Origin of the sequence: Methylobacterium soli, assembly GCF_008806385.1 — a bacterium.
Classification (GTDB): domain Bacteria; phylum Pseudomonadota; class Alphaproteobacteria; order Rhizobiales; family Beijerinckiaceae; genus Methylobacterium; species Methylobacterium soli.
The window spans coordinates 36,363-60,522 of sequence record NZ_VZZK01000015.1; the positions used below are offsets into that span (position 1 = coordinate 36,363).

At 72.8% G+C, this 24,160-nt stretch carries 27 protein-coding genes; 11 read left to right on the top strand and 16 right to left on the bottom strand.

The window, feature by feature from the left end; genetic code table 11:
• Positions 1-39 precede the first annotated feature (39 nt).
• On the top strand, positions 40-1,569 hold the full coding sequence (gene murJ / locus F6X53_RS15495; RefSeq protein ID WP_151001106.1) for a murein biosynthesis integral membrane protein MurJ: 1,530 nt from the start codon (positions 40-42) through the stop codon (positions 1,567-1,569).
• Positions 1,570-1,663: 94 nt separating this feature from the next.
• Positions 1,664-2,338 (top strand): haloacid dehalogenase type II, encoded by a 675-nt coding sequence (locus F6X53_RS15500; RefSeq protein WP_151001107.1) that lies wholly within the window; start codon positions 1,664-1,666, stop codon positions 2,336-2,338.
• Positions 2,339-2,371: 33 nt separating this feature from the next.
• Here the strand turns inward: F6X53_RS15500 and F6X53_RS15505 are convergent, their stop codons facing one another.
• The 3 genes from F6X53_RS15505 to tlpA form a co-directional block, all read right to left on the bottom strand.
• Positions 2,372-4,129 (bottom strand): carbamoyltransferase family protein, encoded by a 1,758-nt coding sequence (locus F6X53_RS15505; protein WP_151001108.1) that lies wholly within the window; start codon positions 4,127-4,129, stop codon positions 2,372-2,374.
• Between the two features lie 82 nt (positions 4,130-4,211).
• Entirely contained in the window at positions 4,212-5,402 is a 1,191-nt protein-coding gene (gene nhaA, locus F6X53_RS15510; RefSeq protein WP_151001109.1) for a Na+/H+ antiporter NhaA, read from the bottom strand.
• A gap of 45 nt (positions 5,403-5,447) precedes the next feature.
• A complete protein-coding gene (gene tlpA / locus F6X53_RS15515; RefSeq protein ID WP_151001110.1) occupies positions 5,448-6,092 on the bottom strand; it encodes a thiol:disulfide interchange protein TlpA in 645 nt (214 codons plus the stop codon).
• A 48-nt stretch (positions 6,093-6,140) separates the two neighbouring features.
• Here tlpA and argH point away from each other — a divergent pair, with 48 nt between their 5' ends.
• The 3 genes from argH to F6X53_RS15530 all read left to right on the top strand — a co-directional run bounded on the left by argH (position 6,141) and on the right by F6X53_RS15530 (position 8,946).
• Positions 6,141-7,532 carry an argininosuccinate lyase gene (gene argH / locus F6X53_RS15520; RefSeq protein ID WP_151001111.1) on the top strand — a complete coding sequence of 464 codons (1,392 nt, stop codon included), beginning with the start codon at positions 6,141-6,143 and terminating at the stop codon, positions 7,530-7,532.
• A gap of 96 nt (positions 7,533-7,628) precedes the next feature.
• Positions 7,629-7,904, top strand: a complete 276-nt coding sequence (locus F6X53_RS15525; protein WP_151001112.1) for a hypothetical protein — start codon at positions 7,629-7,631, stop codon at positions 7,902-7,904.
• Between the two features lie 313 nt (positions 7,905-8,217).
• Positions 8,218-8,946, top strand: coding sequence for an invasion associated locus b family protein (locus F6X53_RS15530; protein WP_151001113.1), 729 nt, complete (start codon positions 8,218-8,220; stop codon positions 8,944-8,946).
• Between the two features lie 16 nt (positions 8,947-8,962).
• Here the strand turns inward: F6X53_RS15530 and F6X53_RS15535 are convergent, their stop codons facing one another.
• Positions 8,963-9,277 carry a hypothetical protein gene (locus F6X53_RS15535; RefSeq protein WP_151001197.1) on the bottom strand — a complete coding sequence of 105 codons (315 nt, stop codon included), beginning with the start codon at positions 9,275-9,277 and terminating at the stop codon, positions 8,963-8,965.
• Positions 9,278-9,808: 531 nt separating this feature from the next.
• Positions 9,809-10,453, bottom strand: a complete 645-nt coding sequence (locus F6X53_RS15540) for an HAD family hydrolase (protein ID WP_244965582.1) — start codon at positions 10,451-10,453, stop codon at positions 9,809-9,811.
• Between the two features lie 250 nt (positions 10,454-10,703).
• Here F6X53_RS15540 and F6X53_RS15545 point away from each other — a divergent pair, with 250 nt between their 5' ends.
• Complete coding sequence (locus F6X53_RS15545) at positions 10,704-11,024, top strand: PetM family of cytochrome b6f complex subunit 7 (protein WP_151001114.1); 321 nt, start codon at positions 10,704-10,706, stop codon at positions 11,022-11,024.
• A 26-nt stretch (positions 11,025-11,050) separates the two neighbouring features.
• On the opposite strand, the gene mepA is transcribed toward F6X53_RS15545, so the two are convergent.
• Entirely contained in the window at positions 11,051-12,001 is a 951-nt protein-coding gene (gene mepA, locus F6X53_RS15550) for a penicillin-insensitive murein endopeptidase (RefSeq protein WP_151001115.1), read from the bottom strand.
• Between the two features lie 151 nt (positions 12,002-12,152).
• On the opposite strand from mepA, the gene F6X53_RS15555 reads away from it, so the two are divergent.
• Positions 12,153-12,530, top strand: a complete 378-nt coding sequence (locus F6X53_RS15555; protein ID WP_151001116.1) for a PRC-barrel domain-containing protein — start codon at positions 12,153-12,155, stop codon at positions 12,528-12,530.
• A gap of 124 nt (positions 12,531-12,654) precedes the next feature.
• Here the strand turns inward: F6X53_RS15555 and F6X53_RS15560 are convergent, their stop codons facing one another.
• The 8 genes from F6X53_RS15560 to F6X53_RS15595 form a co-directional block, all read right to left on the bottom strand.
• On the bottom strand, positions 12,655-13,269 hold the full coding sequence (locus tag F6X53_RS15560) for a ParB-like protein (RefSeq protein ID WP_151001117.1): 615 nt from the start codon (positions 13,267-13,269) through the stop codon (positions 12,655-12,657).
• Between the two features lie 118 nt (positions 13,270-13,387).
• A complete protein-coding gene (locus F6X53_RS15565; protein ID WP_151001118.1) occupies positions 13,388-13,804 on the bottom strand; it encodes an EVE domain-containing protein in 417 nt (138 codons plus the stop codon).
• Between the two features lie 88 nt (positions 13,805-13,892).
• Positions 13,893-14,909 carry an NAD(P)H-dependent glycerol-3-phosphate dehydrogenase gene (locus F6X53_RS15570; RefSeq protein ID WP_151001119.1) on the bottom strand — a complete coding sequence of 339 codons (1,017 nt, stop codon included), beginning with the start codon at positions 14,907-14,909 and terminating at the stop codon, positions 13,893-13,895.
• Positions 14,906-15,853 carry a GNAT family N-acetyltransferase gene (locus F6X53_RS15575; RefSeq protein ID WP_151001199.1) on the bottom strand — a complete coding sequence of 316 codons (948 nt, stop codon included), beginning with the start codon at positions 15,851-15,853 and terminating at the stop codon, positions 14,906-14,908. Before F6X53_RS15575 ends, F6X53_RS15570 begins: the two co-directional genes overlap by 4 nt.
• A 74-nt stretch (positions 15,854-15,927) precedes the next feature.
• Positions 15,928-16,968, bottom strand: a complete 1,041-nt coding sequence (tsaD, locus tag F6X53_RS15580; RefSeq protein WP_151001120.1) for a tRNA (adenosine(37)-N6)-threonylcarbamoyltransferase complex transferase subunit TsaD — start codon at positions 16,966-16,968, stop codon at positions 15,928-15,930.
• A 120-nt stretch (positions 16,969-17,088) separates the two neighbouring features.
• Positions 17,089-17,664: a hypothetical protein gene (locus tag F6X53_RS15585; RefSeq protein ID WP_151001121.1), complete on the bottom strand. Its 576-nt coding sequence runs from the start codon at positions 17,662-17,664 to the stop codon at positions 17,089-17,091.
• A 5-nt stretch (positions 17,665-17,669) separates the two neighbouring features.
• Positions 17,670-17,879, bottom strand: coding sequence for a TOBE domain-containing protein (locus F6X53_RS15590; protein ID WP_151001122.1), 210 nt, complete (start codon positions 17,877-17,879; stop codon positions 17,670-17,672).
• Positions 17,880-17,980: 101 nt separating this feature from the next.
• Positions 17,981-18,340 carry a DUF2293 domain-containing protein gene (locus F6X53_RS15595; protein ID WP_425324694.1) on the bottom strand — a complete coding sequence of 120 codons (360 nt, stop codon included), beginning with the start codon at positions 18,338-18,340 and terminating at the stop codon, positions 17,981-17,983.
• 172 nt (positions 18,341-18,512) lie between these two features.
• On the opposite strand from F6X53_RS15595, the gene F6X53_RS15600 reads away from it, so the two are divergent.
• Positions 18,513-18,773, top strand: coding sequence for a hypothetical protein (locus tag F6X53_RS15600; protein WP_151001124.1), 261 nt, complete (start codon positions 18,513-18,515; stop codon positions 18,771-18,773).
• A 60-nt stretch (positions 18,774-18,833) separates the two neighbouring features.
• A complete protein-coding gene (locus tag F6X53_RS15605; protein WP_151001125.1) occupies positions 18,834-19,781 on the top strand; it encodes an ABC transporter ATP-binding protein in 948 nt (315 codons plus the stop codon).
• 67 nt (positions 19,782-19,848) lie between these two features.
• On the opposite strand, the gene rpsD is transcribed toward F6X53_RS15605, so the two are convergent.
• Positions 19,849-20,466 carry a 30S ribosomal protein S4 gene (rpsD, locus tag F6X53_RS15610; protein ID WP_151001126.1) on the bottom strand — a complete coding sequence of 206 codons (618 nt, stop codon included), beginning with the start codon at positions 20,464-20,466 and terminating at the stop codon, positions 19,849-19,851.
• Positions 20,467-20,688: 222 nt separating this feature from the next.
• Positions 20,689-21,564 (bottom strand): glutamate racemase, encoded by an 876-nt coding sequence (gene murI, locus F6X53_RS15615; protein WP_151001127.1) that lies wholly within the window; start codon positions 21,562-21,564, stop codon positions 20,689-20,691.
• Between the two features lie 263 nt (positions 21,565-21,827).
• Between murI and egtB the strand changes: the two genes are divergently transcribed.
• Entirely contained in the window at positions 21,828-23,099 is a 1,272-nt protein-coding gene (egtB, locus tag F6X53_RS15620; protein ID WP_151001128.1) for an ergothioneine biosynthesis protein EgtB, read from the top strand.
• 59 nt (positions 23,100-23,158) lie between these two features.
• Positions 23,159-24,136, top strand: a complete 978-nt coding sequence (gene egtD / locus F6X53_RS15625; protein ID WP_151001129.1) for an L-histidine N(alpha)-methyltransferase — start codon at positions 23,159-23,161, stop codon at positions 24,134-24,136.
• Positions 24,137-24,160: the final 24 nt, after the last annotated feature.

Here is a 24,160-nt window from a genome sequence, read left to right on the forward strand (position 1 = left end):
CCGCCGCCCTGCGCCCCGCACCGGTCCCGCGCCCGCCCGATGATCCGCTCCATCCTCTCCGTCGGCGGCTGGACCCTGGTCTCGCGCGCCACGGGTTTTGCCCGCGACGTGGTCATGGCGGCCGTGATGGGGGCCGGGCCGATCGCCGACGCCTTCGTGGTGGCGTTCCGGCTGCCGAACCATTTCCGGGCGATCTTCGGCGAGGGCGCCTTCAACACCGCCTTCGTGCCGGCCTATGCGGGCCTCGCGGAGGTCGGAGCGGACGGCGCCGCGCGGGTCTTTGCCGACCGCATCTTCAGCCTGATGCTGGCGACCCAGATCGTGCTGCTGGCAATCGCGCTGCCGGCGATGCCCTGGGTGGTGCGGGGCCTGGCGCCGGGCTTCTCGGAGGATCCGGAGCGCTTTGCCCTCGCGGTCTCGCTGACCCGGATCACCGCCCCGTACCTGCTGTTCATGACCCTGGTGACGTTGCTCTCCGGGATCCTGAACGCGCACCGGCGCTTCGCGGTGGCGGCCGGGGCGCCCGTGCTCCTCAACCTCGCCATGCTGGGAGCGCTGGCGCTCAACGCCCTGTTCCCCAATGCCGGCTACGCCGCCGCCTGGGGCGTCGCCCTCGCGGGGCTGCTGCAATTCGGCCTGCTCTGGTGGGGCTGCCGCCGGGCCGGGGTGATGCCCGGGCTCGCCGCCCCGAGGCTGCGCGACCCCGCCATGACCCGCTTCTTCAAGGTGCTGGGCCCCGCCGTGATCGGCGCGGCCGGCTTCCAGATCGCGACCTTCGCCGACACCATCATCGCGAGCCTGCTGCCGACCGGCGCCGTCTCGGCCCTCTACTACGCCGACCGGCTCTACCAGCTCCCCTTCGGGGTCATCGCCATCGCGGCCGGCACGGTGCTGCTGCCCGAGATGAGCCGGCGCATCGCGGCCGGCGACGTCGCGGGGGCGCACGCGGCCCAGAACCGGGCCGCCGGGTTCTCGCTGGCGCTCTCGGCCCCCTTCACGGTGGCGTTCCTGACCCTGCCGGGGCTGATCATGGCGGCCCTGTTCCAGCGCGGCGCCTTCAGCGCCGAGGATGCCGCCCGCGCCGCCTCGGTGCTCGCCGCCTACGGCCTCGCCTTGCCGGCCGTGGTGCTGGTGCGCAGCGCGGTCGCGAGCTTCTACGCCCGGCAGGACACCGCGACGCCGCTCTACGCCTCGCTCAGCGCCATCGCGGTCAATGTCGGGCTGAAACTGGTGCTGACGGGCCCTTACGGCGTCACCGGCCTCGCACTCGCCACCGCGGTGAGCCAGTGGGTGAACCTGATCCTCCTCGTCGGGCTCGCGTGGCGGCGGGGCTGGACCGCGCCGGGGCGCGGCCTGCTCATCACCGGACTCGGCGTCGTCATCGCCTGCACGGGGCTCGCCGCGGTCGCGATCCTCGGCCTGCCGCTCGCCGAGCGGGTGGTGCCGGCCCTGCCGCATCTGCGCGAGATCGCGGTGCTGAGCCTCCTCGGCGCGGCCGGTGCGGCGATCTACGGGCTCCTGCTCCTCGCGACGCTCCACCTCTTCGGATTGCGCCTGCGCCGCGCCTGAAATTCTGGAGAACCTGTCGCGTCCGGGGCGCATCCGAGCCTCGCCGCGAGGCCGCCGCGCACCAGATCCAGGCTCCCGAGACCCCGGAGGCCCCATGGACGCGTCCCCCCTCACCGCCGGCAAGGCGGCCGTCGTCTTCGACGCCTACGGCACCCTGTTCGACGTCCACGCGGCCGTGCAGAGGCACGCCGACGCGGTCGGGCCGGACGCGCCCCGCCTCTCCGAAATCTGGCGCAACAAGCAGCTCGAATACAGCTGGATCACCAGCCTGATGGGGCGCTACCGCAGCTTCTGGTCGATGACCGAGGAGGCGCTGGATTACGCGCTCGCGCGCCATCCTCGGGTCGACCGGGCGTTGCGCGACAGGCTCCTCGACGCCTATCGCGACCTCGCGGCCTATCCGGAGGTACCCGAAACCCTGCGGCGCCTGAGGGCCTCCGGCCTGCGGACCGCGATCCTGTCGAACGGCAACGCGGAGATGCTGGCGCGGGCGGTGGCCTCGGCGGGGCTCGGCGACCACCTCGACGCGGTGCTCTCGGTCGACGCGGCGCGGGTCTTCAAGACGGCGCCGGCCGCCTACGCCATCGTGCTCGACCATCTCGAGCTCGCGCGCGCCGACGTGCTGTTCTGCTCCTCGAACCGCTGGGACGTGGCGGGGGCCGCGTCCTACGGCTTCGCCACCGCCTGGCTCAACCGGACCGGCCTGCCCGACGAGTACGCGGAACTCCCGCCGGACGCGGTGATCGGCAATCTCGACGCGCTGGTCTGATCAGCCCCGCCCCGGCGCGGAGCCCGCCCGCGCTCACTTCACCAAGAGCCAATCCTCGACCACGAGGGCGTCGAGCCCCGTGGTGTAGAACATCAGGATCGCGTCCTCCGCCGTGTGGAGGATCGGCTTGCCCATCACGTTGAAGCTCGTGTTGAGCAGGATCGGCACCCCGGTGATGTCCCGGAAGGCGCCGATCAGGGCCGCGTAGGCCGGGTTGCGCGCGGGCGTCACGCTCTGGAGGCGCCCGGTCCCGTCCGCGTGGACCACCGCCGGCACCCGCGCCCGCACCGCCTCGCGCCAGACCAGGGTCCGCTCCATGTAGGGGCTGTCGGCGTAATCCTCGAACCAGTCCGGCCCGGCCTCGGCCAGGATCGAGGGTGCGAAGGGCCGGAAGGCCTCGCGGTACTTCACCTTTGCGTTGAGGGCGTCCTTCGCGTGAGGCGGGCGCGGATCGGCCAGGATCGAGCGGTTGCCGAGCGCCCGAGGGCCGAACTCCGCTCGCCCCTGGACCCAGCCGACGAGACCGCCCTCGGCGAGGATCCGGGCGGCCTCCCGGGTCACCCCGTCCTGGCCGAGATGCCGGGCCCGGGGCTCCCAGGCGGCCATGCGGGCGAAGGGCTCGGTGGAGATCCGCGAGCCGAGATACGGGGAGAGCGGGCGGGATTCCGGCGCCGGTCCGCGCCAGTCCGGGTGGTCCTCCGCGTAGGCGAGCCAGGCGGCCCCGATGGCGTTGCCGTCGTCGCCCGGCGCCGAGGGGACGTGGAGATGGACAAATCCCGAGCGGCCGAGGACCCGGCCGTTATAGGAGGAATTGAGGCCGCAGCCCCCCGAGATCACGAGGTTCTCGTGGGGGGCGAGCCGCCCGGCCTCGGCCACCAGGATGTCCATCATCTCGCCGAACAGGTCCTGGCCGCAGCGGGCGAGGTCGGCCCAGCCGACCTCCTGCGCGTCCGCGGGCCGGCGCGCCAGGATCTCGGCCGCGACCGCCTGGACGGTGGCGTCGTCGGCAAATCGCAGGCGCCCGCCCTCGCCCGAGAACAGGCGGCGCAGCAGGCCCATCAGCTCCGGATCGGTCCGGCCGTAGGGCGCGAGCCCCATGATCTTCCATTCCTCGCCCTTGATCTGGTCGAAGCCCGCGAGGTCCGTGATCAGGCCGTAGAGGAAGCCCACCGAGCCGCGCCCGCGATGGCGGCGCACCTCCTCGATCCGGTTGTCGCGCATCCGGTAGATCGCGGCCGCCCCGGTCTCCCCCATCCCGTCGACGATCAGCGCCGTGGCCTCGGAGAACGGGCTGCCCCAGAGCCCGTAGGCCGCGTGGGTGAGGTGATGCGGGTAGCGGCGCTGCGCCGCCACCTCGGCCCGGGGCGCGCCGCCGGCGCCGCGGGTCTCCTGATCCAGCGCCAGGAGCGTGCCGTAGCCGGCCCGCATCTGCGCGAGGTTCAGCTCGGCGATGAAGATGCGCTCGGCGCGCTCGGGCACGAAGGAGCGGTTGAGCGCCGTGCCGTGCCGGCGCAGGGCCTCGATCGTGAAGGCGCCGCCGCGCTCCTGGCCCTGCAGGAACTCGGTGAATTGCGCGCCCCAGGTCGACGCGATGACGATCTCGGAGCCCCGGGGCACGTGGCGCTCCAGGATGCCGACCATTCGGGTCGCGGCGTCGGGCTCGCAGTTCGGCGCGCGCTTGTATTGCAGGAAGCGCTCGGCGGCCTCGGCGAAGATCACCGCGCCATCCGGGCCGACCAGGGCGAGCGCCGGGTCGTGGAAGGTCGTCGCGAGGCCGAGATAGTAGCGCATCGGGTCTCCCTGCGGCGGCGCCCGTCCGGTGGAGGAGCCGGGTTACAGGGCGCGACCGGACCTCGCAACGCCCGCGCCGCCGCTAACGGCCCCCCGCCGCCGCCCGTTTCCGGCGCTCGCGGCCGGTCGCCAGGGCCAGGATGGCGGCGCCGACGCAGCCCGACAGGAGGGAGCCGACGAGGACGCCGAGCTTCGTCTCGGTCTCGAGCAGGCCGTCCTTGAAGGCGAGGCCGCCGATGAACAGGCTCATGGTGAAACCGATGCCGCAGAGCACCGCCACCCCGTAGACCTGGCTCCAGCTCGCATGGGCCGGCCGCTTGGCGAGCCCCGCCAGGACGGCGAGCCGTACGCTCGCGAAGATGCCGACCTGCTTGCCGAGGAAGAGCCCGAGGGCCACCCCGAGGGTGACCGGGTCGAGGAGCGCCGCGGGGGAGAGGCCGAGGAGGCTCACGCCCGCGTTGGCGAAACCGAAGACCGGCACGATGGCGTAGGTCACCCAAGGGGTGAGGGCGTGTTCGAGCCGGTGGAGCGGCGAGGTCGGGTCCTCGGTCCGGGCCGGGCTCGGGCGGATCGGGATGGTCAGCGCCAGGAGCACGCCCGCCACGGTGGCGTGGATGCCGGAGCGCAGCACGAGGACCCAGAGCACGAGGCCGAGCAGCAGGTAGGGGCTGAGCGCCATGACGCCGGAGCGGTTCAGCAGGACGAGGAGCCCGAGGGTCCCGGCCGCGAGGGCGAGCATCGCGGGGTCGAGGCCACCCGAATAGAACAGCGCGATGATGACGACCGCGCCGAGATCGTCCACGATCGCGACCGCGCTGAGGAAGATCTTGAGGGAGACCGGCGCCCGGCGGCCGAGGAGCGCCAGCACGCCGAGCGCGAAGGCGATGTCGGTGGCGGCGGGAATCGCCCAACCGCGCAGCGTGGTCCCGCCCCAGTTCAGGGCGACGTAGACGAGGGCCGGCACCACCATGCCGCCCAGCGCCGCGAGTCCGGGCAGGGCCCGGTCGGGCCAGGTGCGCAACTGCCCGTCCAGGGCCTCGCGCTTGATCTCCAAACCGACGAGCAGGAAGAACACGGCCATCAGGCCGTCATTGATCCAGTGCAGCAGGCTGAGCGGCCCGAGTTCGAGATGGAGGGCGCGGTCGTAGGCGGCCGCGAAGGTCGAGTTCGCCACCACGAGGGCGAGGAGCGCGGCCGCCATCAGGACGAGGCCGCCGCCGGCTTCGCTGGTGAGCGCCGTGCGGATGGCGGAGAGCGGGCGCGGCCGGGTCATGCGGGTCGCGTGCCCGTCTTTGGAGGCGGATTCAACCCTGCCCGCTCAGGATGACGGCCCGAGCGCCCCCCGGATCAACCGCTTGGCATCCTGGCTCGACCACTCGGCCGGGCCCTTCATGACCCCGACCTCGCAACCCTGGACGTCGATCAGGAGCGTCGTCGGCAGGCCGGTCGAGCCGGTGTCGCGCTGGATTGCCGGCAGCACCCGCCCGCCCGGGTCGGCGTAGAAGGCGAGCCGCGCGATGCCGTTCTCCTTCAGCCAGGCCGCGGGCCTGTCGAGGTTGCGGGTGTCGACATTGATGGCGACGACCGCGAAATCCGCGCCGCCCAGTTCGCCCTGGAGCCGGTCGAGGGCCGGCATCTCGGCCTTGCAGGGGGCGCACCAGGTCGCCCACAGGTTGACGAGGAGCACCCGCCCCTTGAGGCTGGCGAGGCTCACCTCGGCGCCGTCCGCCCCCTTGAAGGCGAGCGCCGGCGCGGGCTTGGGCGCGTCGAGGACCTGCATCGCCGCGACCTCGCCGCGGGCAAGCGGCGCGAGCCGCCGGAGCGCGGCCTCGCTGCTCGCGCAGGGCGCCGGCGCCGCGCCCCCGTTGCCCCCGATGGAGCCCGTCCCGTATAGGGCAAGCCCGGCGCCGAGCGCCGCGACCAGCGCGGCCCCGATGACGAAGGAAGTCAGGCGGCCGGGCATCAGCGTTGCGTCTCCGGGGCGTGAGGCGGCGAGAGGGTTTGAAGCATCATGAGCAACCGGATGTGGGGCGGGCGCTTCGCGAGCGGCCCCGCCGAGATCATGGAGGAGATCAACGCCTCCATCGGATTCGACAAGCGCTTGGCACCCCAGGACATCCGCGGCTCGCTGGCGCATGTCGCGATGCTGGGCGCCGCCGGGATCCTGCCGCCGGAGGATGTGAGCGCGATTCGCGACGGGCTCAAGGCGGTCCAGGCGGAAATCGAGGCCGGTCAGTTCGAATTCAAGCGGGAGCTCGAGGACATCCACATGAGTGTGGAGAGCCGGCTGCGCGAGATCGTCGGCCCGGCGGCCGGGCGCCTGCACACCGCCCGCTCGCGCAACGACCAGGTCGCGACCGACATGAAATTGTGGGTGCGCGACACCCTCGACAGCCTCGACGCGCAGGCCGCCGAATTGCAGCGGGCGCTGGCCGACAAGGCGCGCCAGCATGCCGACACCGTGATGCCGGGCTTCACCCATCTGCAATCGGCCCAGCCCGTCACCTTCGGCCACCATTGCCTCGCCTATGTGGAGATGCTCGGGCGCGACCGGGGCCGGTTCCGCGATGCCCGCGCGCGCCTCAACGAGTGCCCCCTCGGCGCCGCCGCGCTCGCCGGCACCTCCTTCCCGATCGACCGGCACGCCACCGCCGCGGCGCTCGGCTTCGACCGGCCGACCGCCAATTCCCTCGATTCCGTGGCCGACCGGGACTTTGCCCTCGAATCCCTCTCGGCCGCCTCGATCTGCGCCGTCCACCTGTCGCGCTTCGCCGAGGAGCTGGTGGTCTGGACCTCGGCGCAGTTCGGCTTCGTGAAGCTGTCGGACGGCTTCACCACCGGCTCGTCGATCATGCCGCAGAAGCGCAATCCCGATGCGGCCGAGCTGGTGCGGGCGAAGGCGGGCCGGGTGATCGGCGCGCTGACGGGTCTCCTCATCGTAATGAAGGGCCTGCCGCTCGCCTATTCGAAGGACATGCAGGAGGACAAGGAGGGCACCTTCGACGCGCTCCAGGCCCTCTCGCTCTGCCTCGCGGCGATGACCGGCATGGTGCGCGACCTCGCGCCCGTCCCCGAGGTGCTGGCCCGGGCCGCGGGCTCCGGCTACGCCACGGCCACCGACCTCGCCGATTGGCTGGTGCGCGAGCTCGGCCTGCCCTTCCGCGACGCCCACCACGTCACCGGCCGCCTCGTCGGCGCGGCCTCCGCCCGGGGCGTCGGGCTGGAAGCGCTCTCGCTCGCCGAGATGCAGGAGGCGGAGCCGCGCATCACCGAGGCCGTCTACGCCGTGCTCGGCGTCGAGAACTCCGTGAACAGCCGGACGAGCTACGGCGGCACCGCCCCCGCCAACGTCCGGAGCCAGGCCGAACGCTGGATTGCCCAGCTTGGCCGTGAGACGGCCTGAAAAAGCAGCAGGACGCACGCCCGATTGGGCGTGCGTTCACGGTCCAGCTAGGTGATCCTTGCTAGGAAGCGCCCCGAGCGTTTCGGAGATCGTCGCATGCCCGTGGAAAGTTGGATCACGCCGGAGGAGGCACCGGCCCTTGCGGCCGCGGCCATCGCCGAGATCGACGCGGCGCTCAGCACCTTGAGCGAGGCGCAGCGGGAGGCGTTCTGGACCTCCGTGCGCAAGTGCTACAACACCCCCTACAACGACCCGCCGCCGCGCAAGCGGACCTTCGCGGTGTCGGCGGTCATCGCGGCCTGCCGAGCGCGCCTGCCCGTCACCCCTGCGCCCGTGCCGGCGCCGATGCAGGCCGGCACCGAGGCCGCCTGAGGCGCAGGCCCCTTCCGGCGTCCCTTCGGGCGGGCGGCTCCTGTCTTTCGCCGCCGGGCTCCCGGCCGACGCGAAGCCGCGCCTCTTGCCTGCGCCTCTTGCCCACGCCGCTTGCCCACGCCCCTTGCCCGGGCCCCTTGTCGAAGCGGCGCCCCTTGCCGAAGCCGCGCTCAAGCTTCACAAGTTGCACCCTGAGTTCTGCGTCCGGCGCGCCCGCGCCCGGTTGCGCTCGGACAGAGCCGCATTTCCCGGCGGCCGGTGTGCCTCCCGTCGCGCCCGCTCATCCCGGGACCGATGCCCTCAGGACCTGCCGATGTCTCACACGAAATCCGATCTGCCGACGGTTCGCGCCCTGCGCCTCGCAGCGCTCCTGCTCGCCGCCCTCCCGGCTCCGGCCCCGGTCCTGACCGGGCTCGCGGCGGGGGCGGGCGCGGCCGGGCTCGCGCTCTCACCGGTCCCGGCGCTCGCGCAGGAGGCCGTCGAGGAGCCGCCGCAAGGCCGGCGGCGCGGGCGCGGCCGGGCCAAGGCGAGCCCCAAGGCCGCGGTGACGCCGCCCGGCATGCAGCAGGCGACGCCGGTCGCGATCTTCGGCGACTGGAACGTGTTCGCGAGCGGCCAGGGCCGGACCCGCCTCTGCTACGCCATCGCCCAGCCGACGACGCGCTCGCCCAACAGTCTGAAGCGGGACACCGCCTACCTGTTCGTCACCGTGCGCAAGGGCGAGAACGTGCAGAACGAGGTGGCGGTGATGCTGGGCTTCCCCTCGAGGCCCGCGGCGAGCCAGACCAAGCCCGGGGCCGGCCCCGCCTCCACCGACCCGACCCTCACCATCGGCAGCACCCGCTACGGCCTCGTCGTCAAGGACGGCAATGCCTGGCTGCAGAACCCGGCCGAGGAAGGCCGCGTCGTTGCCGAGATGAGCGGACGCAACCCGAAGCTCAGCGTGAAGACCACCTCGATGCGCGGAAGCCCGACCAGCGACGAGTACGCGCTGGCCGGGTTCGGGGAGGCGATGAAGCGCACCCGCGAGGAGTGCAAGTAGGAAGCGCGGCCCGGGATCAGACGGCGACGAGGCGGGGCGCGCTCAGCCCGCGCCGCGGCGCGGGCCGGGTGCGCTGGCGGAAGCGCTCGCGGGCCGCCTTGGCGGCCTGCTCGACGCTGCGGAAGATCGCCCCGTCGAGGGGATCGAAGTCCCGCGACGAGGAGAAGAATCGCACCCCGCCGGGCTCCGGCACGACGATGCCGGCCGTGACCTCCCCGACCTCGATGACCCGCGCCGTCGGGGCCGGCTCCGGCGCCCGTTCCGGATGGAGGCGGTTCTGCGCGCGCGCCTCGCGATGGTCGCTGAAGGGGTTGGCGAGGGACTCGGTCAGGATGCCGGTCTTGGCATCCGCGAAAGATCTGGCATCCGCGAAAGATCTGGCATCCGCGAAGGATTGGGCATCCGCGAAGGATTGGGCATCTGCGAAGGATTGGGCAACAGCAAGCACTTGGGACATGGAACACGGGACTCCTGCGGCCGGGATTGCGCCGGCCCTGCGATCGAATGGCGCGCGGTCATCGGCCGAGGCCGGAGCGTGAGCATCGACAGCATCCGCGCGATCGGGACGGCCGAGCGCGTGGATCAAGGAGTCTGGGGAGAATACGGGAAACAGTCACGGCAAGTCATCCTTTCCACGAAGGACCACGAGGCGCGAGCGCTTCGCGGTGCTTTAGCGTTTGGTGACGCGGCGCAAGCTACACATTTCAAATCACCGCGGCGGGCGATGCAGAGCTGCATCACTCGACGTCTTAAGGATGGTGACGTAACCTCTTTTCGTCAACGGAGAATTCTTTCAAATGCAAGCTCGGCCGTGGGATGAAGCCTGCCCCATCGGCTGCCCGCGCAGGCGCTTTCTCCGCCCTCAGGCGCCGCGCAGGATATCCGCGAGATCGGCATAGTCGCGGAAGATCCGGGACGCGCCCGCCGCCGCGAGGTCGGCCCCGGCCCGGTCATGGCCCCAATGGCCGCCGCCGGTGAAGCCCACGACGTTCATGCCCGCCGCCCGCGCCGCGGTGACGCCCGGCACGCTGTCCTCGATGACGAGGCATCCCTCCGGGGCGGCGCCCATCCGGGCCGCCGCGTGGAGGAACAGGTCCGGGAAGGGCTTGCCGCGGGCAACCTCGGCCGAGGAGAAGACCCGGCCCTCGAACAGCGGCAGCAGCCCGGTCAGGCCGAGGGAGTGGCGCAGTCGCACGGGGTCGCTGCTGGAGGCGACGCAGGCCGGCAGCGTGAGCGCCGCCACCGCCTCGGCGACGCCCCTCATGGCGCGGAGCTCCCGGTCGAAGGCCCGCAGGGTGTCGGCCTTCACGGCCTCGACGAAGCCGTCCGGCACGCAGATCCCGTAATCCGCCGCGACGTGGCCCATGATCGAGGTCATCGCGGTGCCGGCGAAGCGCGCCCGCACCGTCTCGACGTCGATGTCGACGCCGATCCGGTTGAGGCCGGCGGTGAGCCGGGCGAGGCTGATCGGCTCGCTGTCGATGAGCACCCCGTCGCAATCGAAGATGACGAGGGCCGGGGCCTCGCCCTGGCCGGGCCCGGGGGCCCGCGGGGCCGGCCGGGCCGCGCCCGCATCCGTCAGATCAGCTCTTCGCAACGGGTCCGCTCCTCAGCCTGGCGCGGGGCTCCCTCTGGCATGGGGAGCCATGCGGGGCAATCGGGCCCGAGGTCGCTTGCGCCGGGGGCGCCCGCCCCCTACTCCACCGGTTGCATCCCCGCGGGGGCACCGCGCCCGGGCCCGAGATCGAAGACACGCGATGTTCCGCTTCCTGTGCCGCTGCCTCGGCCTTCTTCTCCTCGCCGGCGGCTTCGTCGCCCTCGTGTATGACGGCGCCCGCTCGATCGCGAATAACGGCCTGCGGGTGACCTCCCTGAGCGACCTGATCTTCACCCTGTTCAAGGACAAGGCGAGCGCCCTGCAGGGCACCGTCGAGGGGGCGGCGCCCTGGCTCTGGCAGCTCTTGGTGCTGCCCCTCACCCTGGCCCCGGCCGCCCTGCTGGGGCTCGGGCTCGGGGCGATCCTGCTCTGGCTCGGCCAGCCGGCCCGCCAGCGCATCGGGGTCCTGACGCGGTCCTGAGGGTGATCGGGGCCGGACCGGCGGCCTCAGCGGGCCTTGAGCACCGCGCGGCAGGCGGCCGGAAGCGCCGCCATGGTCATCGGGGGTTTGGGCTTCGGCTTCACCTTCGGGGGCTTGGGGTGCAGCACCGCGTCGCTGAACCAGTAATCCAGCGCCTCGCCGCAGCCGTCGCCGGGAGGCGGGGGCGCCTGGTCGCCGCAATCGCCCGCCCCGTCCGGGCAGGCGAGGCGGATATGGTAGTGGTAATTGTGCCCGTACATCGGGCGCACCTTGGTGAGCCAGCCGCGCTCGCTCCCGGCCTCGCGGCAGAGCGCCTTCTTGATCGCCGCGTTGACGAAGATGCGCGCCACCTCGGGCTGCTGGGCGGTGAGACGGATGAGCCGCAGGTGCTCGGGGGTCCAGACCCGCGGGTCGATGTCGAGGCGGTCGCCCCGCACCATGTCGGTGGCCGAGGTCTCCTCGCGCTCCACCCGGCTCATGCGGCGGCCCGGCATCGGGGTCAGCCAGACGTCGGCGTCGAGGCCGAGCTGGTGCGAGGCGTGGCCGGTCAGCATCGGGCCGCCGCGGGGCTGGGACATGTCACCGACGAGGAGGCCCGGCCAGCCCACCTTCGGGGCCCTGGCGGCCAGGCGCTCGATGAAATCGACGAGCTGGGGCGTGCCCCACATCCGGTTGCGGGAGAGCCGCATCACCTGCCAGGTCGTCCCGTCGACCGGCAGGGCCTCGCCGCCCGAGAAGCAGCCCTTGGCGTAGGAGCCGTAGGGGCGGGCGGGCCCCGGCGCCGGGGTGGCGGCGCGCCCGAACAGCTCCTTGGCGGGGGTGGTGGGCGCGTCGGGGTCGGCGAGCGGCGGCAGGGGCTTCGGGTTCACGCTGCCCCGGTCCTGAGCCTGAGCCGCCGTGAGGCCGAGGAGCAGGAGGGCGGCGAGAGCGGTGGCGAGCGGGGCGGCGGAAGGAGGAAAGCGCGGCTGTGTCGGCATGCGGGGCAAGCTATCCGGTCGGGCGGGGCGGCGTCGAGGGTCCGGGCGCAGACCGACGGCCTTGCGCGCTGCGCCGGAACGTCGCCGTCGCGGGCGGCGTTTTTCGGGCAGCCTCACGCATCGTGTCATGCCTCTTGCCGGGAGTTACGCCATGGAGACTGCAACCAGCGATACGAATCCGCGCAGCCTGATCGCCAGCGACCGGGTGATCGGCACCGACGTGCGGCGGCCGGATGGCGAGCGCGTCGGCACCATCGAGCGGCTGATGCTCGACAAGAAATCCGGCCGCGTCGCCTACGCGGTGATGAGCTTCGGCGGCTTCCTGGGCCTCGGCGAGGGCTACCACACGCTGCCCTGGAGCGTGCTGCGCTTCGAGCCCGAGCTCGACGCCTACGTGGTCGACATCACGGAAGCGCAGCTGCGCGACGCGCCGCCCCGCTCGCCCGAGGGCACGGACCCGTCCCAGGACCGGGACTGGGAGGAGCATGTCCACCGCTACTACAACGCCACCCCGTACTGGGGCATCTGAGCGAGGGCGCTCTCTCGCCGAAGCGGATACCGGTCCGGCGTCGGAGCGCGCATCGCATCAAGGGCTGAACGCTGGTCCCGATGGCTACGCGATCGGGACCGGCGTTCAGGGCCCGCGCGGAGCGTCATTCGGCGGGCCCGCACCATCCTGGCAGGTAGGCGGCGTCAGGGGACTTGGCGTGGCTCATCGCCGTCTCGAGGGCCTGCGAGAAATCGGACTCGATCCGCTTCGCCTTGACGTTGCGGCGCAGGAAGTCGGCCCACAGGAACTCGCTGAAGGGCGTCGTGTCCTTGGCAAAGCCGCCCGCGCGGCGCAATTCCCCCGCCAGGCTCCGGTAGGGATCGTCGGCGAGGTCGGCGATCGCCTTCGGGATGTCCCCGAAGCCAACGCGCACGCCCTCGGCGTCGTAGGGATGGGCCCAGGCCTTGTGGTCGCAGACCGTCCAGAAGGCGTCCTTGTCGAGCTTGTGCAGGTCGGCCACCACCGTGACCAGCACGTTCTCGACGCCCTCCATCTGCAGGGCCCGGGCGAGATGGTGATGGTCGATGACGTAGTGGCGCTTCTTCGGCCCGAGCAACGTCGGGATCATGTGCGCGCCCAGGAAGGCCGCCTTCTTGTCGGCATCGTGCTCGCGCCAGCGCCGGCGCTTCTCCTCGACCTCGCGGTAGCCGACCGTCATCTGCGTCGGGCGCAGATCCGCGATCGGGACGGGCTTAAGGAGGGGGTCGCGCAGGGTCATGGGCCATCTCCGGAGTGAGGATGCGCAAGCGTCGCCAGAGACACCCGCATCCGGTTCCGCGAAAGGGGGCACCCGCTCACGCTTACGTGTACGGGCTTGCCTGTTCAGGCGCGCATGGTCAGGCCAACCCACCGAGTGCCCGGATCCGGACCCATTCGGCCTCCGTCACGGGCTGGACCGAGAGGCGTGAATTGTTGACGAGCACCATGTCGGCCAGCACCGAATCCGCCTTGATGGCGTCGAGGGTGACGGGGCGCGCCAGCGGCTCCACGGCGCGCAGGTCCACCATGCCGAAGCGGCCGGTCTCGTCGGTATGGTCGGGGTAATAGGGCCGGATCACCTCGACGATGCCGACCACCGCCTTGCCCTCGTTCGAGTGGTAGAAGAAGCCCCGCTCGCCGACCTCCATCGCCATCAGGTGCTTCTTGGCGAGATGGTTGCGCACGCCGTTCCAGTGGGTGCCGGCCGCCCCCGCCGCGACCTGCTGGTCCCAGGACCAGGTCGCAGGTTCGGACTTGTAGAGCCAGTACGCCATGCGGGGACCCCTTCGCGGATGCGGGAGCCCGTTTAGCCGAGTTTGCGCGCCGCTCCCATGGCGTCCGCGGCGTCATCCCGCCCGCCGGCTACCCGACCTCCGCCTTGAGGGGCCGCGCCAGGAGGCCCGCCACCACGGCCTCGACGCTGGCCTCGCCCGAGACGATCGCCGCGACCGCCTCCGCCACCGGCATCTCGACCGCGCGGGCGCGGGCGAGGTCCACCAGGGCGGCGGCCGTGAAGGCGCCCTCCGCGAGCTTGCCGCCGGAGGCCGCCTCCGGGGTGGCGCCCTCGCCGAGGCGCTGGCCGAAGGCGAAGTTGCGCGATTGCGGCGAGGAGGCCGTGAGCACGAGGTCGCCCAGGCCCGACAGGCCCATCAGGGTCTCGGGCTGCCCGCCATAGGAGCGGGCAAAGCGCATCAGCTCCGCGAAGGCGCGGGCGATGAGGGCGGCGCGGGCGCTCTCGCCGAGCCCCCGCCCCGCGACGATGCCCGACGCGATGGCCAGCACGTTCTTGCCCGCGCCGCCGATCTCGACGCCGCGCACGTCGTCGGTGTGGTAGAGCCGCAGGCTCGGGCCGGAGAGCATCCGGGCGAGGCGCGCGGCGAGGCCCGCATCCGCGGCCGCGAGAGTGACGGCGGTGGGCAGGTTGCGGGCGACGTCCGCCGCGAAGCTCGGACCGGACAGGACCGCCACCGGCGTGGACGCGGGCAGGCTCTCGGCCGCCACCGCGCTCATGAAGGCATCGCTCCCCCGCTCGATCCCCTTGGCGCAGAGGATGACGGGCGCCCCCGGCCTGAATTCGGGCCCGAGCTGCACCAGCACGCTCCGCAGGGTCTGGGCCGGGGTGACGAGGAGCACGGAATCGGCCGGCCGCAGGGCCGCGCCGTCCGCGGTCGCCCGGATGGCCGGATGGAGCGGCACGCCCGGCAGGTAGCGGGCGTTCTCGCGGGTCCGCTCCAGGCGGGCGGCGGCCTCGGGGTCGCGCAGCCAGAGGGTGACGGGCCGGCCCGCGGCGGCGGCGGCGTTGGCGAGGGCCGTGCCCCAGGCGCCGCCGCCGACGACCGCGACCGCGCCGCTCGCGCCTGCCGTCTCGCTGGTGCTCATGCTGCCGCTCCGTCCCGTGCCGCGAAATCCGCCCCGGTCAGACGATACAGCACGTGCCGCCGCAGCGGGTCGTCGGCCGCGAGCGCGGGGTGGTCGAAATCCTCGGCCGGGTCGCGGGTCATGCCGAGCCGCTCCATCACCCGCCGCGAGGGCCCGTTCCCTGCGGCCGTGAAGGCCACCACGGCGGCGATTTCGCAGCGGGCGAAGAGGTCGCGGAGCGCGAGCCGGGCCGCCCGGGTGGCGAGGCCCCGGCCCCAGCCGGCCTGCGCCAGGCGCCAGCCGACCTCCACCAGGGCGCCGGGCCGCTCGCCGCCCGCGAAGGGCATCGGCCGCATCAGCCGCATGGCGCCGACGAAGCCGAGGAACGCCTCCGCGGGGCCGGAGCCATCACCCTCGCCGGCCCCGGGCTGCGCCGCATCGCTGAGGGCCCAGGGGCCGAACCCGTCGGCCTGGAAGCGGCGATCGAGGGCGCGGGCCTCCCACAGGCTCTCGCTGCGGCTCTTGATGTCGGGGAAGTAGCGCATCACGGCCGGGTCGGCATTGAGGGCCGCGAAGGGAGCGTCGTCGCCGCGGCGCCAGCGGCGCAGATGGAGCGAACCCTCCCGCAATGCGTCGGGGGCGGCCGGCACCCGGGCCTTGCCGCGCCATTGCAGGGAGCGGCGGTTGAGAAGGTCGAGATCGGCCCGGCCCGCCAGCACCGCCTCGCCGAGTTCGATCGCGGCGGCGAGGCGGGCGGGCGGCATGTTCGCCCAGGCCGGGGCCGCGACGCTCTCGCGCCAGGGACCGCCGCAGGCATTGTCCAGGAGGATGCGGGCGAAGCAATGGTCGAGGCGCACCGGCCAGCCGGCGCGCCCCCGCGCGGCGTCGGGCAGGCGCCGGTCGACGAGGTCGCGCCAGCGGGCCTGGAGCGCGGCGACGCGGTCCGGGCCGAGTCCGGGCGGCACGGGCCCCGGCGCCGCCAGGGTGCGGACCGCCTCCAGGAAATTGACCCGCGGCAGGACGAGGTGCCCGGGGCGCCTCACGCGGCGGGGGCCTCCGCGAAGGGCCAGCGGGCGCGGGCGGGCGCCGTCAGGTCGTCGACGAGGCCGAGGCGCAGGCGCTCCAGCCCGGCCCAGGCGATCATGGCGCCGTTGTCGCCGCAGAGGGCGAGCGGGGGCGCCACGAAGGCGAGCCCGGCCTGGCCGGCCTGAGCCGCCAGCGCCCGCCGGATGGCGCCGTTGGCCGATACGCCGCCGGCCGCCACCAGGGCGGTCGGGTGCCCGGCCACGGGCCCGAAGGCGCGCAGGGCCACGCGCAGGCGGTCCACCACCACGTCCACCACCGCGGCCTGGAAGCTGGCGCAGAGATCGGCGACGTCGCGCTCGGCGAGCGGCGCGATCCGCTCGGCCTCGATGCGCAGAGCGGTCTTGAGGCCCGAGAGGGAGAAGTTCGCCTCGCGCCGGCCGAGCATCGGGCGCGGCAGGGCGAAGCGCTCGGGATCGCCCGCCTCGGCCATGCGCTCGACCTCGGGCCCGCCCGGATAGCCGAGGCCGAGGAGCTTGGCGACCTTGTCGAAGGCCTCCCCGATGGCGTCGTCGATGGTGGTGCCGAGCCGGACATACTCGCCGACGCCCTTGACGGCGACGAGCTGGGTGTGGCCGCCCGAGGCCAGCAGGAGCAGGTAGGGGAAGGACAGGCCGTCGGTGAGGCGCGCCGTGAGCGCGTGCGCCTCCAGGTGGTTGACCGCGACCAGCGGCTTGCGGGCGACGAGGGAAAGGGTCTTGGCCGTGACGAGGCCGATCAGCACGCCGCCGATCAGTCCGGGCCCGGCCGCCACCGCGATGCCGTCGAGATCCGCGAGCCTCATCCCGGCGGTGTCGAGGGCGCGGGCGATCAGCCGGTCGAGCACCTCCACATGGGCGCGGGCGGCGATCTCCGGCACCACGCCCCCATAGGCCGCGTGCTCGGCGATCTGGCTCAGCACCTCGTTCGCGCGGATCAGGCCGCGGCCGTCCTCGCCGGGGGCGACGATGGCGGTGGCGGTCTCGTCGCAGGTGGTCTCGATGCCGAGGACGTTCATGGCGCTCAGTCGCGTTCCGCTGCCGGGGATGGCCGGCACCCTACCCGGCAAGCCCCCCGGGGAGCAACGACGGGCGAGGCGTCGATGGGTGGGGCGCCGGAGCCCCGATGGCCCGGGCCCCTACTCGACGGGGGCGACCGCGATCTTGATCGTGTCCCGCTTCGCGCCGCTGATCTCGATGATCACCGGGGCGGTGCCGAACTGGTAGCGCAGGCTCTTGCGCAGGGTCGGGCAGTCGCGGTTGACGGTGTGGTCCACCGGCGGCCGGGTGGTCTGCCCGTCCTGGCTCACGTCGATCCAGGCCTCGTCCGAGAGGGTGACCTGATGGATCCCGGGCCGGATCGGAGCCGGGAAGCGCAGCACGCCGCCGTAGCTCCCGGGCGGGGGCACCCTGGAGGGCGCCACCGGGAAGGCGACCTCGGCCTCGGGCTTCAGCGTCAGCACGGCCCCGGGCATCTCCGGCCGCAGGGTGTCGCCCGAGGCGACCCGCGCGAGGCCGGGCGCGGCGAACCAGGTCTCCTCCCGCATCAGCGGCCACGCGAAATCCGTGCAGGCGGCGGGGACGGGCGCCGCCGGGGCTCCGGTGGGCGGCGGCGAGGCCTGAGCCTGCCGGGCGGGCTCTGCCTCCCGCGCGGGCTCTGCCTGGGCGCCCGCCCCCACGAGGACGAGGGCGAGACCGAGGACGAACCGGCGCATCCGCCTCAATCCACCGCCACCATCACGTCGGAGGCCTTGACGACCGCGTAGGCCTGCGCGCCGGTGGCGAGCTTGAGAGCATCGACGGAATCGTTGGTGATCGCGGCGGTGACGACCTGGCCGGGGGCGATCTCGATCTTCACGTGGGCGGTGGTCGCGCCCTTCTCGATCGCCACGATGGTGCCCTTGATGACGTTGCGCGCGCTGATCTTCATGGCCGTCTCGCTCCTGTCTGCCGGCCGGTCGCGGCCGCCTCACCCTAACACCATGCCGGCGTGACGGTTCGATCACGCCCGGTCAACGTCCCAGGGTCCCCTCATGGTTCGGGATCCCCACCCCCCTGTTCCGCTATCGCCGAATCCTCCGGAATCGGCGGAGCCCCCCACGCCGTGAGGACGTCATTGAGGGTGTCGAGGACGAAGTGGCGGGCGCTGTCGCGATCGTAGCCGTCGGCCAGGAGGTCGTCGTACTCGGTGAAGACATGGCGGGCATACGCGATCAGCGCGAGCCGCGCGGCGTTGTCGGGCGCGGCGCGGGCGAGGCCGGGGCTCGCGAGCGCCCGGTCGAGGGCCGCCTCCGCCTCGAAATCCGGGAGGCGCGGGGCGAGGCGGCGCAGGGACGCGGCAACGGCCTCGCGGCGGTTCGACGGGGGCGCCCCCGGTGCTGGTCTCGGCAAGGCCATCTCCTGTACCGGCACTCTTCGCGCGCGGCGAAACGCTTTGTCGACACCCGGCACGCCATAATTTCCGCCACTCCGCGCGCTACCGCGCGGCCTGCAGCCGGTGACGGCCTGCCCCGGCCCCCGCGCCGCGGCAGGTCGCGGCGCCTTCTCCCGGGGATCTCAGTCCATGCGCCGCATCCTGGCCGCAACAGCACTCCTCACGACCCTCTGCGCCGCGCCTGCCCTCGCCCAGGCGCCCGGCCGCAGCGGAGCCCCCCCGCGCAACGTCACCGCGACCGGCGTCACCAAGCCGCCGGGCGGCGGAGCCCCGATGGCGCCGGCGGCCCAGGCCGAGATGGTGAAGGCCCAGAGAGCTGCGGCCGACCGCGACAAGGCCTGGGACTCGAAGATGCGCACCACCATGGGCTCGATCTGCAAGGGATGCTGAGCAAGGGCTGCTGAGCGTGGCGCCCGGGCCGATTCGCCCCGCCCATGATGGCGGCCGGCCGTGATCCGGTTCGAGGGCGTCTCGAAGCGCTTCCCCGGCGCCGCCGACCCGGCGGTGGACCGGCTCGACCTCACCATTCCCGAGGGCACCACCTGCGTGCTGATCGGCCCGTCCGGCTGCGGCAAGTCGACGACCCTGCGCATGGTCAACCGGCTGGTGGAGCCGGATTCCGGCCGCATCACCATCGGGGGCACCGACGTGATGGAGACCAATCCGATCGCCCTCCGGCGCGGCATCGGCTACGTGCTCCAGGGCATTGGGCTGTTCCCCCATCGCAGCGTCGCCCAGAACGTCGCGACGGTGCCGGAACTCCTCGGCTGGAAGCGCCGCCGCATCGCGGAGCGCGTCGATGCCCTCCTGGACCTCGTCGGCCTCGATCCCGAAACCTACCGCGATCGCCGCCCCGAGGCGCTGTCCGGCGGCCAGCGCCAGCGCGTCGGCGTCGCCCGGGCCCTCGCGGCCGATCCGCCCGTGCTGCTGATGGACGAGCCCTTCGGGGCGGTCGATCCCGTGGCGCGCGGACGGCTTCAGGCGGAGATCGGCGCGATCCTGCAGCGCCTGTCGAAGACCGTGATCATCGTCACCCACGACATCGACGAGGCCGTGCTGATGGGCGACCGCGTGGTGCTGATGCGGGCCGGGCGCCTGATCCAGGCGGATGCGCCCGCCGCGATCCTGGCCCGGCCGGCCGACGCCTTCGTGGCCGCCTTCGTGGGCCGGGACCGGGCCCTGCGCCGCCTCGCCCTCACCAAGGTCGCGGAGGCCGCAGAGCCCGGCGACGCTCCGGAGGCCGCCGAAATCGCGGGCGAGGCGCCGTTGCGCGACGCGCTCTCGGAGATGCTGGCGCGGGGCGCGACGCGCCTGCAAGTCGCGGGGGCTCCGGGCCGGATCCTGACGCTGGAGGCGATCCGCGCCGTGGCGGCCGTTGCCCGCACGGCCGAGGATTAGGGCCCCCGAACGCGGAAAGGGCCGCCCTCTCGGGCGGCCCTTTCCGGATGGTCCGGATTGACCGGGATCAGCGCGAGTAGAACTCGATCACGAGGTTCGGCTCCATCTGCACCGCGTACGGCACCTCGCCGAGGCCCGGCACGCGGGTGACGCGGGCGGACATCTTCTGGTGGTCGACCTCGATGTAGTCGGGCACGTCGCGCTCGGCGAGCTGGCTCGCCACCACGACGATCTCGAGCTGGCGGGAGGCTTCCTTCACCTCGATCACGTCGCCGGGCTTCACGAGGTAGCTCGGGATGTTCACGCGGCGGCCGTTGACCTTGATGTGGCCGTGGTTGACGAACTGGCGCGCCGCGAACGGGGTCGCCACGAACTTCGCACGATACACCACGGCGTCGAGGCGGCGCTCGAGCAGGCCGATCAGGTTCTCGCCGGAATCGCCGCGCAGGCGGATCGCCTCGGCGTAGTAACGGCGGAACTGCTTCTCGGTGATGTTGCCGTAATAGCCCTTGAGCTTCTGCTTGGCGCGCAGCTGCGTGCCGAAGTCGCTCATCTTGCCCTTGCGGCGCTGGCCGTGCTGGCCGGGGCCGTATTCACGGCGGTTCACGGGGCTCTTCGGGCGGCCCCAGATGTTCTGGCCCATGCGGCGGTCGAGCTTGTGCTTGGCCTGAATCCGCTTCGACATCGCGTGTCCTCTCGGTATCCGAGTCTAGGGAGGAACGCGCCCTCCTCTTCCCGATGGCGTGACGCCGCCGGAACGACAGAGCGGGACCGAGCCCGCTCACGGGTGCGTGTGAAAAAGCCACGGGGCCCCTCATCGGAGCCCCGCGAACCCGGCGTCCTTAGTGCAGCCGGGCGGAATGGTCAATCCTTAGCGCCTTCGCGCCCGCGCCGCGACAGGCCGGCCCTATTGCAGGGCGAGCGGCATGGCCTCGACGCTGACCTCGGCGAGACCCCGGCCCGCGAGCGAGGCGCGCAAGGGGCCGCTCAAGCCCCAGCCCCCCGTGAAGGCGCCGAGGACCGGGGCCTCGCCGCGCCGCGCGCGGTCGCCGGGTCCGAGGAGCTGCGTCACCCGGCGCGCGATGGCGGGGGCCGGGTCGATCCAGGTCACCGGCCAGGGCGCCAGGCGCTCGAAGCGGGGAAGCAGCAGCGGGTAATGCGTGCAGGCGAGGCAGACCACGTCGGTGCGCCGTCCGTCGGCTTCCGCGACGAAGCAGGGGGCGATCTCGGCCATCAGGGCCGCGTCGTCGACAGCGGCGCCCGCAAGCTCGGCCTCGGCGTAGTTGGCGAGGTTCGGCGAGCCGACCAGGGTCACCCGGCAGGCTCCCGCATAGGTCCGGATCAGGTCGTGCGTGTAGGCGCGCGCCACCGTGCCGGGGGTGGCGAGCAGGGAGACGAGGCGCGAGCGCGTGGTCTCGGCGGCGGGCTTGATCGGCGGAACCACGCCCACGAAGGGCGTCGGGAAGGTCTGGCGCAGCACCGGCAGCACGAGGGTCGAGGCCGTGTTGCAGGCGATCACCACGAGGTCGGGTCGGTGGCGCGCGATCAGCCGCTCCATCACGGCGAGCACCCGGGCCACGAGGGTCGCCTCGGAGAGCCGGCCATACGGGAAGGCGGCGTCATCGGCCGCGTAGACGTAGCGGGCATCCGGCCGGGCGCGGCGCACCTGCTCCAGCACGGTGAGCCCGCCGAGGCCGGAATCGAAGACCAGGATGGTGGGTTCCGGCGCCGCCCGGAGGGCGGCGGCGGACAGGCTGGCCCCGGCCATGAGATCGATCCGCATCCGACACGCGCCCCGGCACCGTACGAGGAATACAGTGTCGGGCGCGAGGGTTAAGGCCATCTCACTGAGTCCGTAAAATGGCCGCGCCGTGCCAGGCGCCGTCTCGATCGGGCGGTGGTGCGCGACGGCACAAGCCGGGCGGCTGCGACGAACGGTGCGGCGGCCTCAAGCGTTGCCGATTGTGCGTGAGCACATATTTCCCTCGGCCACGCCTCTTCGTGGGACGGGTTTCTCCGTCGCGCGGGCAACACGGGACGATCGTCATGGCAGCGACGGCGGCAATGCGCGGGATGAGTGCGTACCGGACGCAAGCGGCCTTTCCGCCGCCGGCCGTCTCGCAGAAGCCCGCCGACCGGCAGGCCTGGATCGCCGCCTTCCGGCAGGTGCGCGACGAGACTGAGCGGCGGGCCGCGCCCCTCTCGCCCGAGGATCAGCAGATCCAGTCCATGGCGGATGCGAGCCCGACGAAGTGGCACCGGGCCCACACCACCTGGTTCTTCGAGCAGTTCCTGCTGCGCGCGCACGCGCCGGGCTACGCCATCTACGACGAGCGCCTGCATTACCTGTTCAACTCGTATTACGTGGCCGCCGGCCCGCGCCAGCCCCGCATCATGCGGGGGCTGATCACGCGGCCGGATGCTTCCGAGGTCGCGGCCTACCGGGCCCACGTGGACCGCGCCGTGGAGACGCTGCTCGCCGAGGCGACGCCCGCTACCCTGGAGGCCGTGCTGCCGATCCTGGAGATCGGGCTCTACCACGAGCAGCAGCACCAGGAACTCCTTCTCACCGACATCCTGCACGCCTTCGCGCAGAACCCGCTCGGTCCGGCCTACGATCCGGATTGGCGCTTTCCCCGGCCCGAGGCGCAGGCCGGCACCGTGGAGCTGCCCGGCGGCATCACCCGGATCGGGCATGCGGGCGAGGGCTTCGCCTTCGACAACGAATCGCCGCGCCACGACGTGCTGATCCTGCCCGTCGGCCTCGACCGGGCGCTGGTGACGAACGCGGAGTGGCTCGCCTTCCTGGAGGACGGGGGCTATGCCCGGCCGGAGCTCTGGCTCTCGGATGGCTGGCTCGCCGCGCAGGCCGAGGGCTGGGAGGCGCCGGGCTACTGGCGCCGCGACGACCGGGGCGGCTGGGTGAGCATGACGCTCGCCGGGATCCGGCCGGTCGACCCGGCCCTGCCCGTCACCCATATCAGCTATTACGAGGCCGACGCCTACGCGCGCTGGGCCGGGCGCGACCTGCCGACCGAGCAGGATTGGGAGGTCGCCGCCCGCGACGGGGCGCTCGGCGATGCCTTCGGCCTCGTCTGGCAATGGACCCGCAGCGCCTACACGGCCTATCCGGGCTATCGCCCGGTGGCCGGGGCGCTCGGCGAGTACAACGGCAAGTTCATGTCGAACCAGTTCGTGCTGCGCGGCTCCTCCGTCGCGACGCCGGACGGCCACGCGCGCGTGCCCTACCGCAACTTCTTCTACCCGCACCAGCGCTGGCAGTTCACCGGCCTGCGCCTCGCGCAGATGCGCGGCTGACCCGTCCCGACTTCCTGCCCGACAGTCTCGCGCTGCCGCAGCGTTCCCGGAGAGAGCCCGTGACCATCAAGCCCGTCTTCGAGGACGCGACCCCGCTCACCCGCCTGCCCGACGATCGGGATTTCCTGGCGGACGTGATCGCGGGCCTCGGCAAGCCCCAGAAGCAGCTTGCCGCCAAGTATTTCTACGACGCGGCCGGCTCGGACCTGTTCGAGGCCATCACCCGGCTGCCCGAATATTATCCGACCCGGACTGAGCTCGGGATCCTGGACGCGCGCGGCGCCGAGATCGCGGCGGTGCTGCCGCCCCGCGCGAGCCTCGTGGAATTCGGCAGCGGTTCCACCGTCAAGGTCCGGCGCCTGCTGCGCCATATGCCCGCCCTCGCCGCCTACGTGCCGGTGGACGTCTCCGAGAGCTTTCTGCGCAGCGAGGCCGAGACCCTGCGGGCCGACTTGCCGACATTGCGGGTCGAGCCGGTCGCGGCGGATTTCACCCAGCCCTTCACCCTGCCGGCGGATCTCGGCGGCGACGGCTTCGCCGGCTTCTTCCCGGGCTCGACCATCGGCAATTTCGAGCCGCCCGAGGCGGCGCGCCTCTTGGCGCAGTTCGGGCAGGAACTCGGGGCCGGCGCCAGCCTGATCGTCGGCGTCGACCTCGTGAAGGATCCGGCCGTGCTGGAGGCGGCCTACGACGACGCGGCGGGCATCACGGCGGCCTTCAACCTCAACCTCCTGACCCGGATCAACCGCGAGCTCGCCGGGACCTTCGAGCGCGCCCATTTCCGCCATCGGGCCCTGTTCAACGCCGCCGCCTCGCGCATCGAGATGCACCTCGTCAGCACCCGCGCCCAGACCGTCACGGTGGGCGGACGCGCCTTTGCCTTCGCGGAGGGCGAGACGATCCACACCGAGAACAGCTACAAATACACGATCGACGGCTTCCGCCGCCTCGCGGCCGAAGCCGGCTGGAGCGCCGGCACGGTGTGGACCGATCCGGAGGCGCTATTCTCGGTGCATGCCCTGACGCGGGCGGGCTGAGGGGCGCTCCGGTCCGGCAACGGC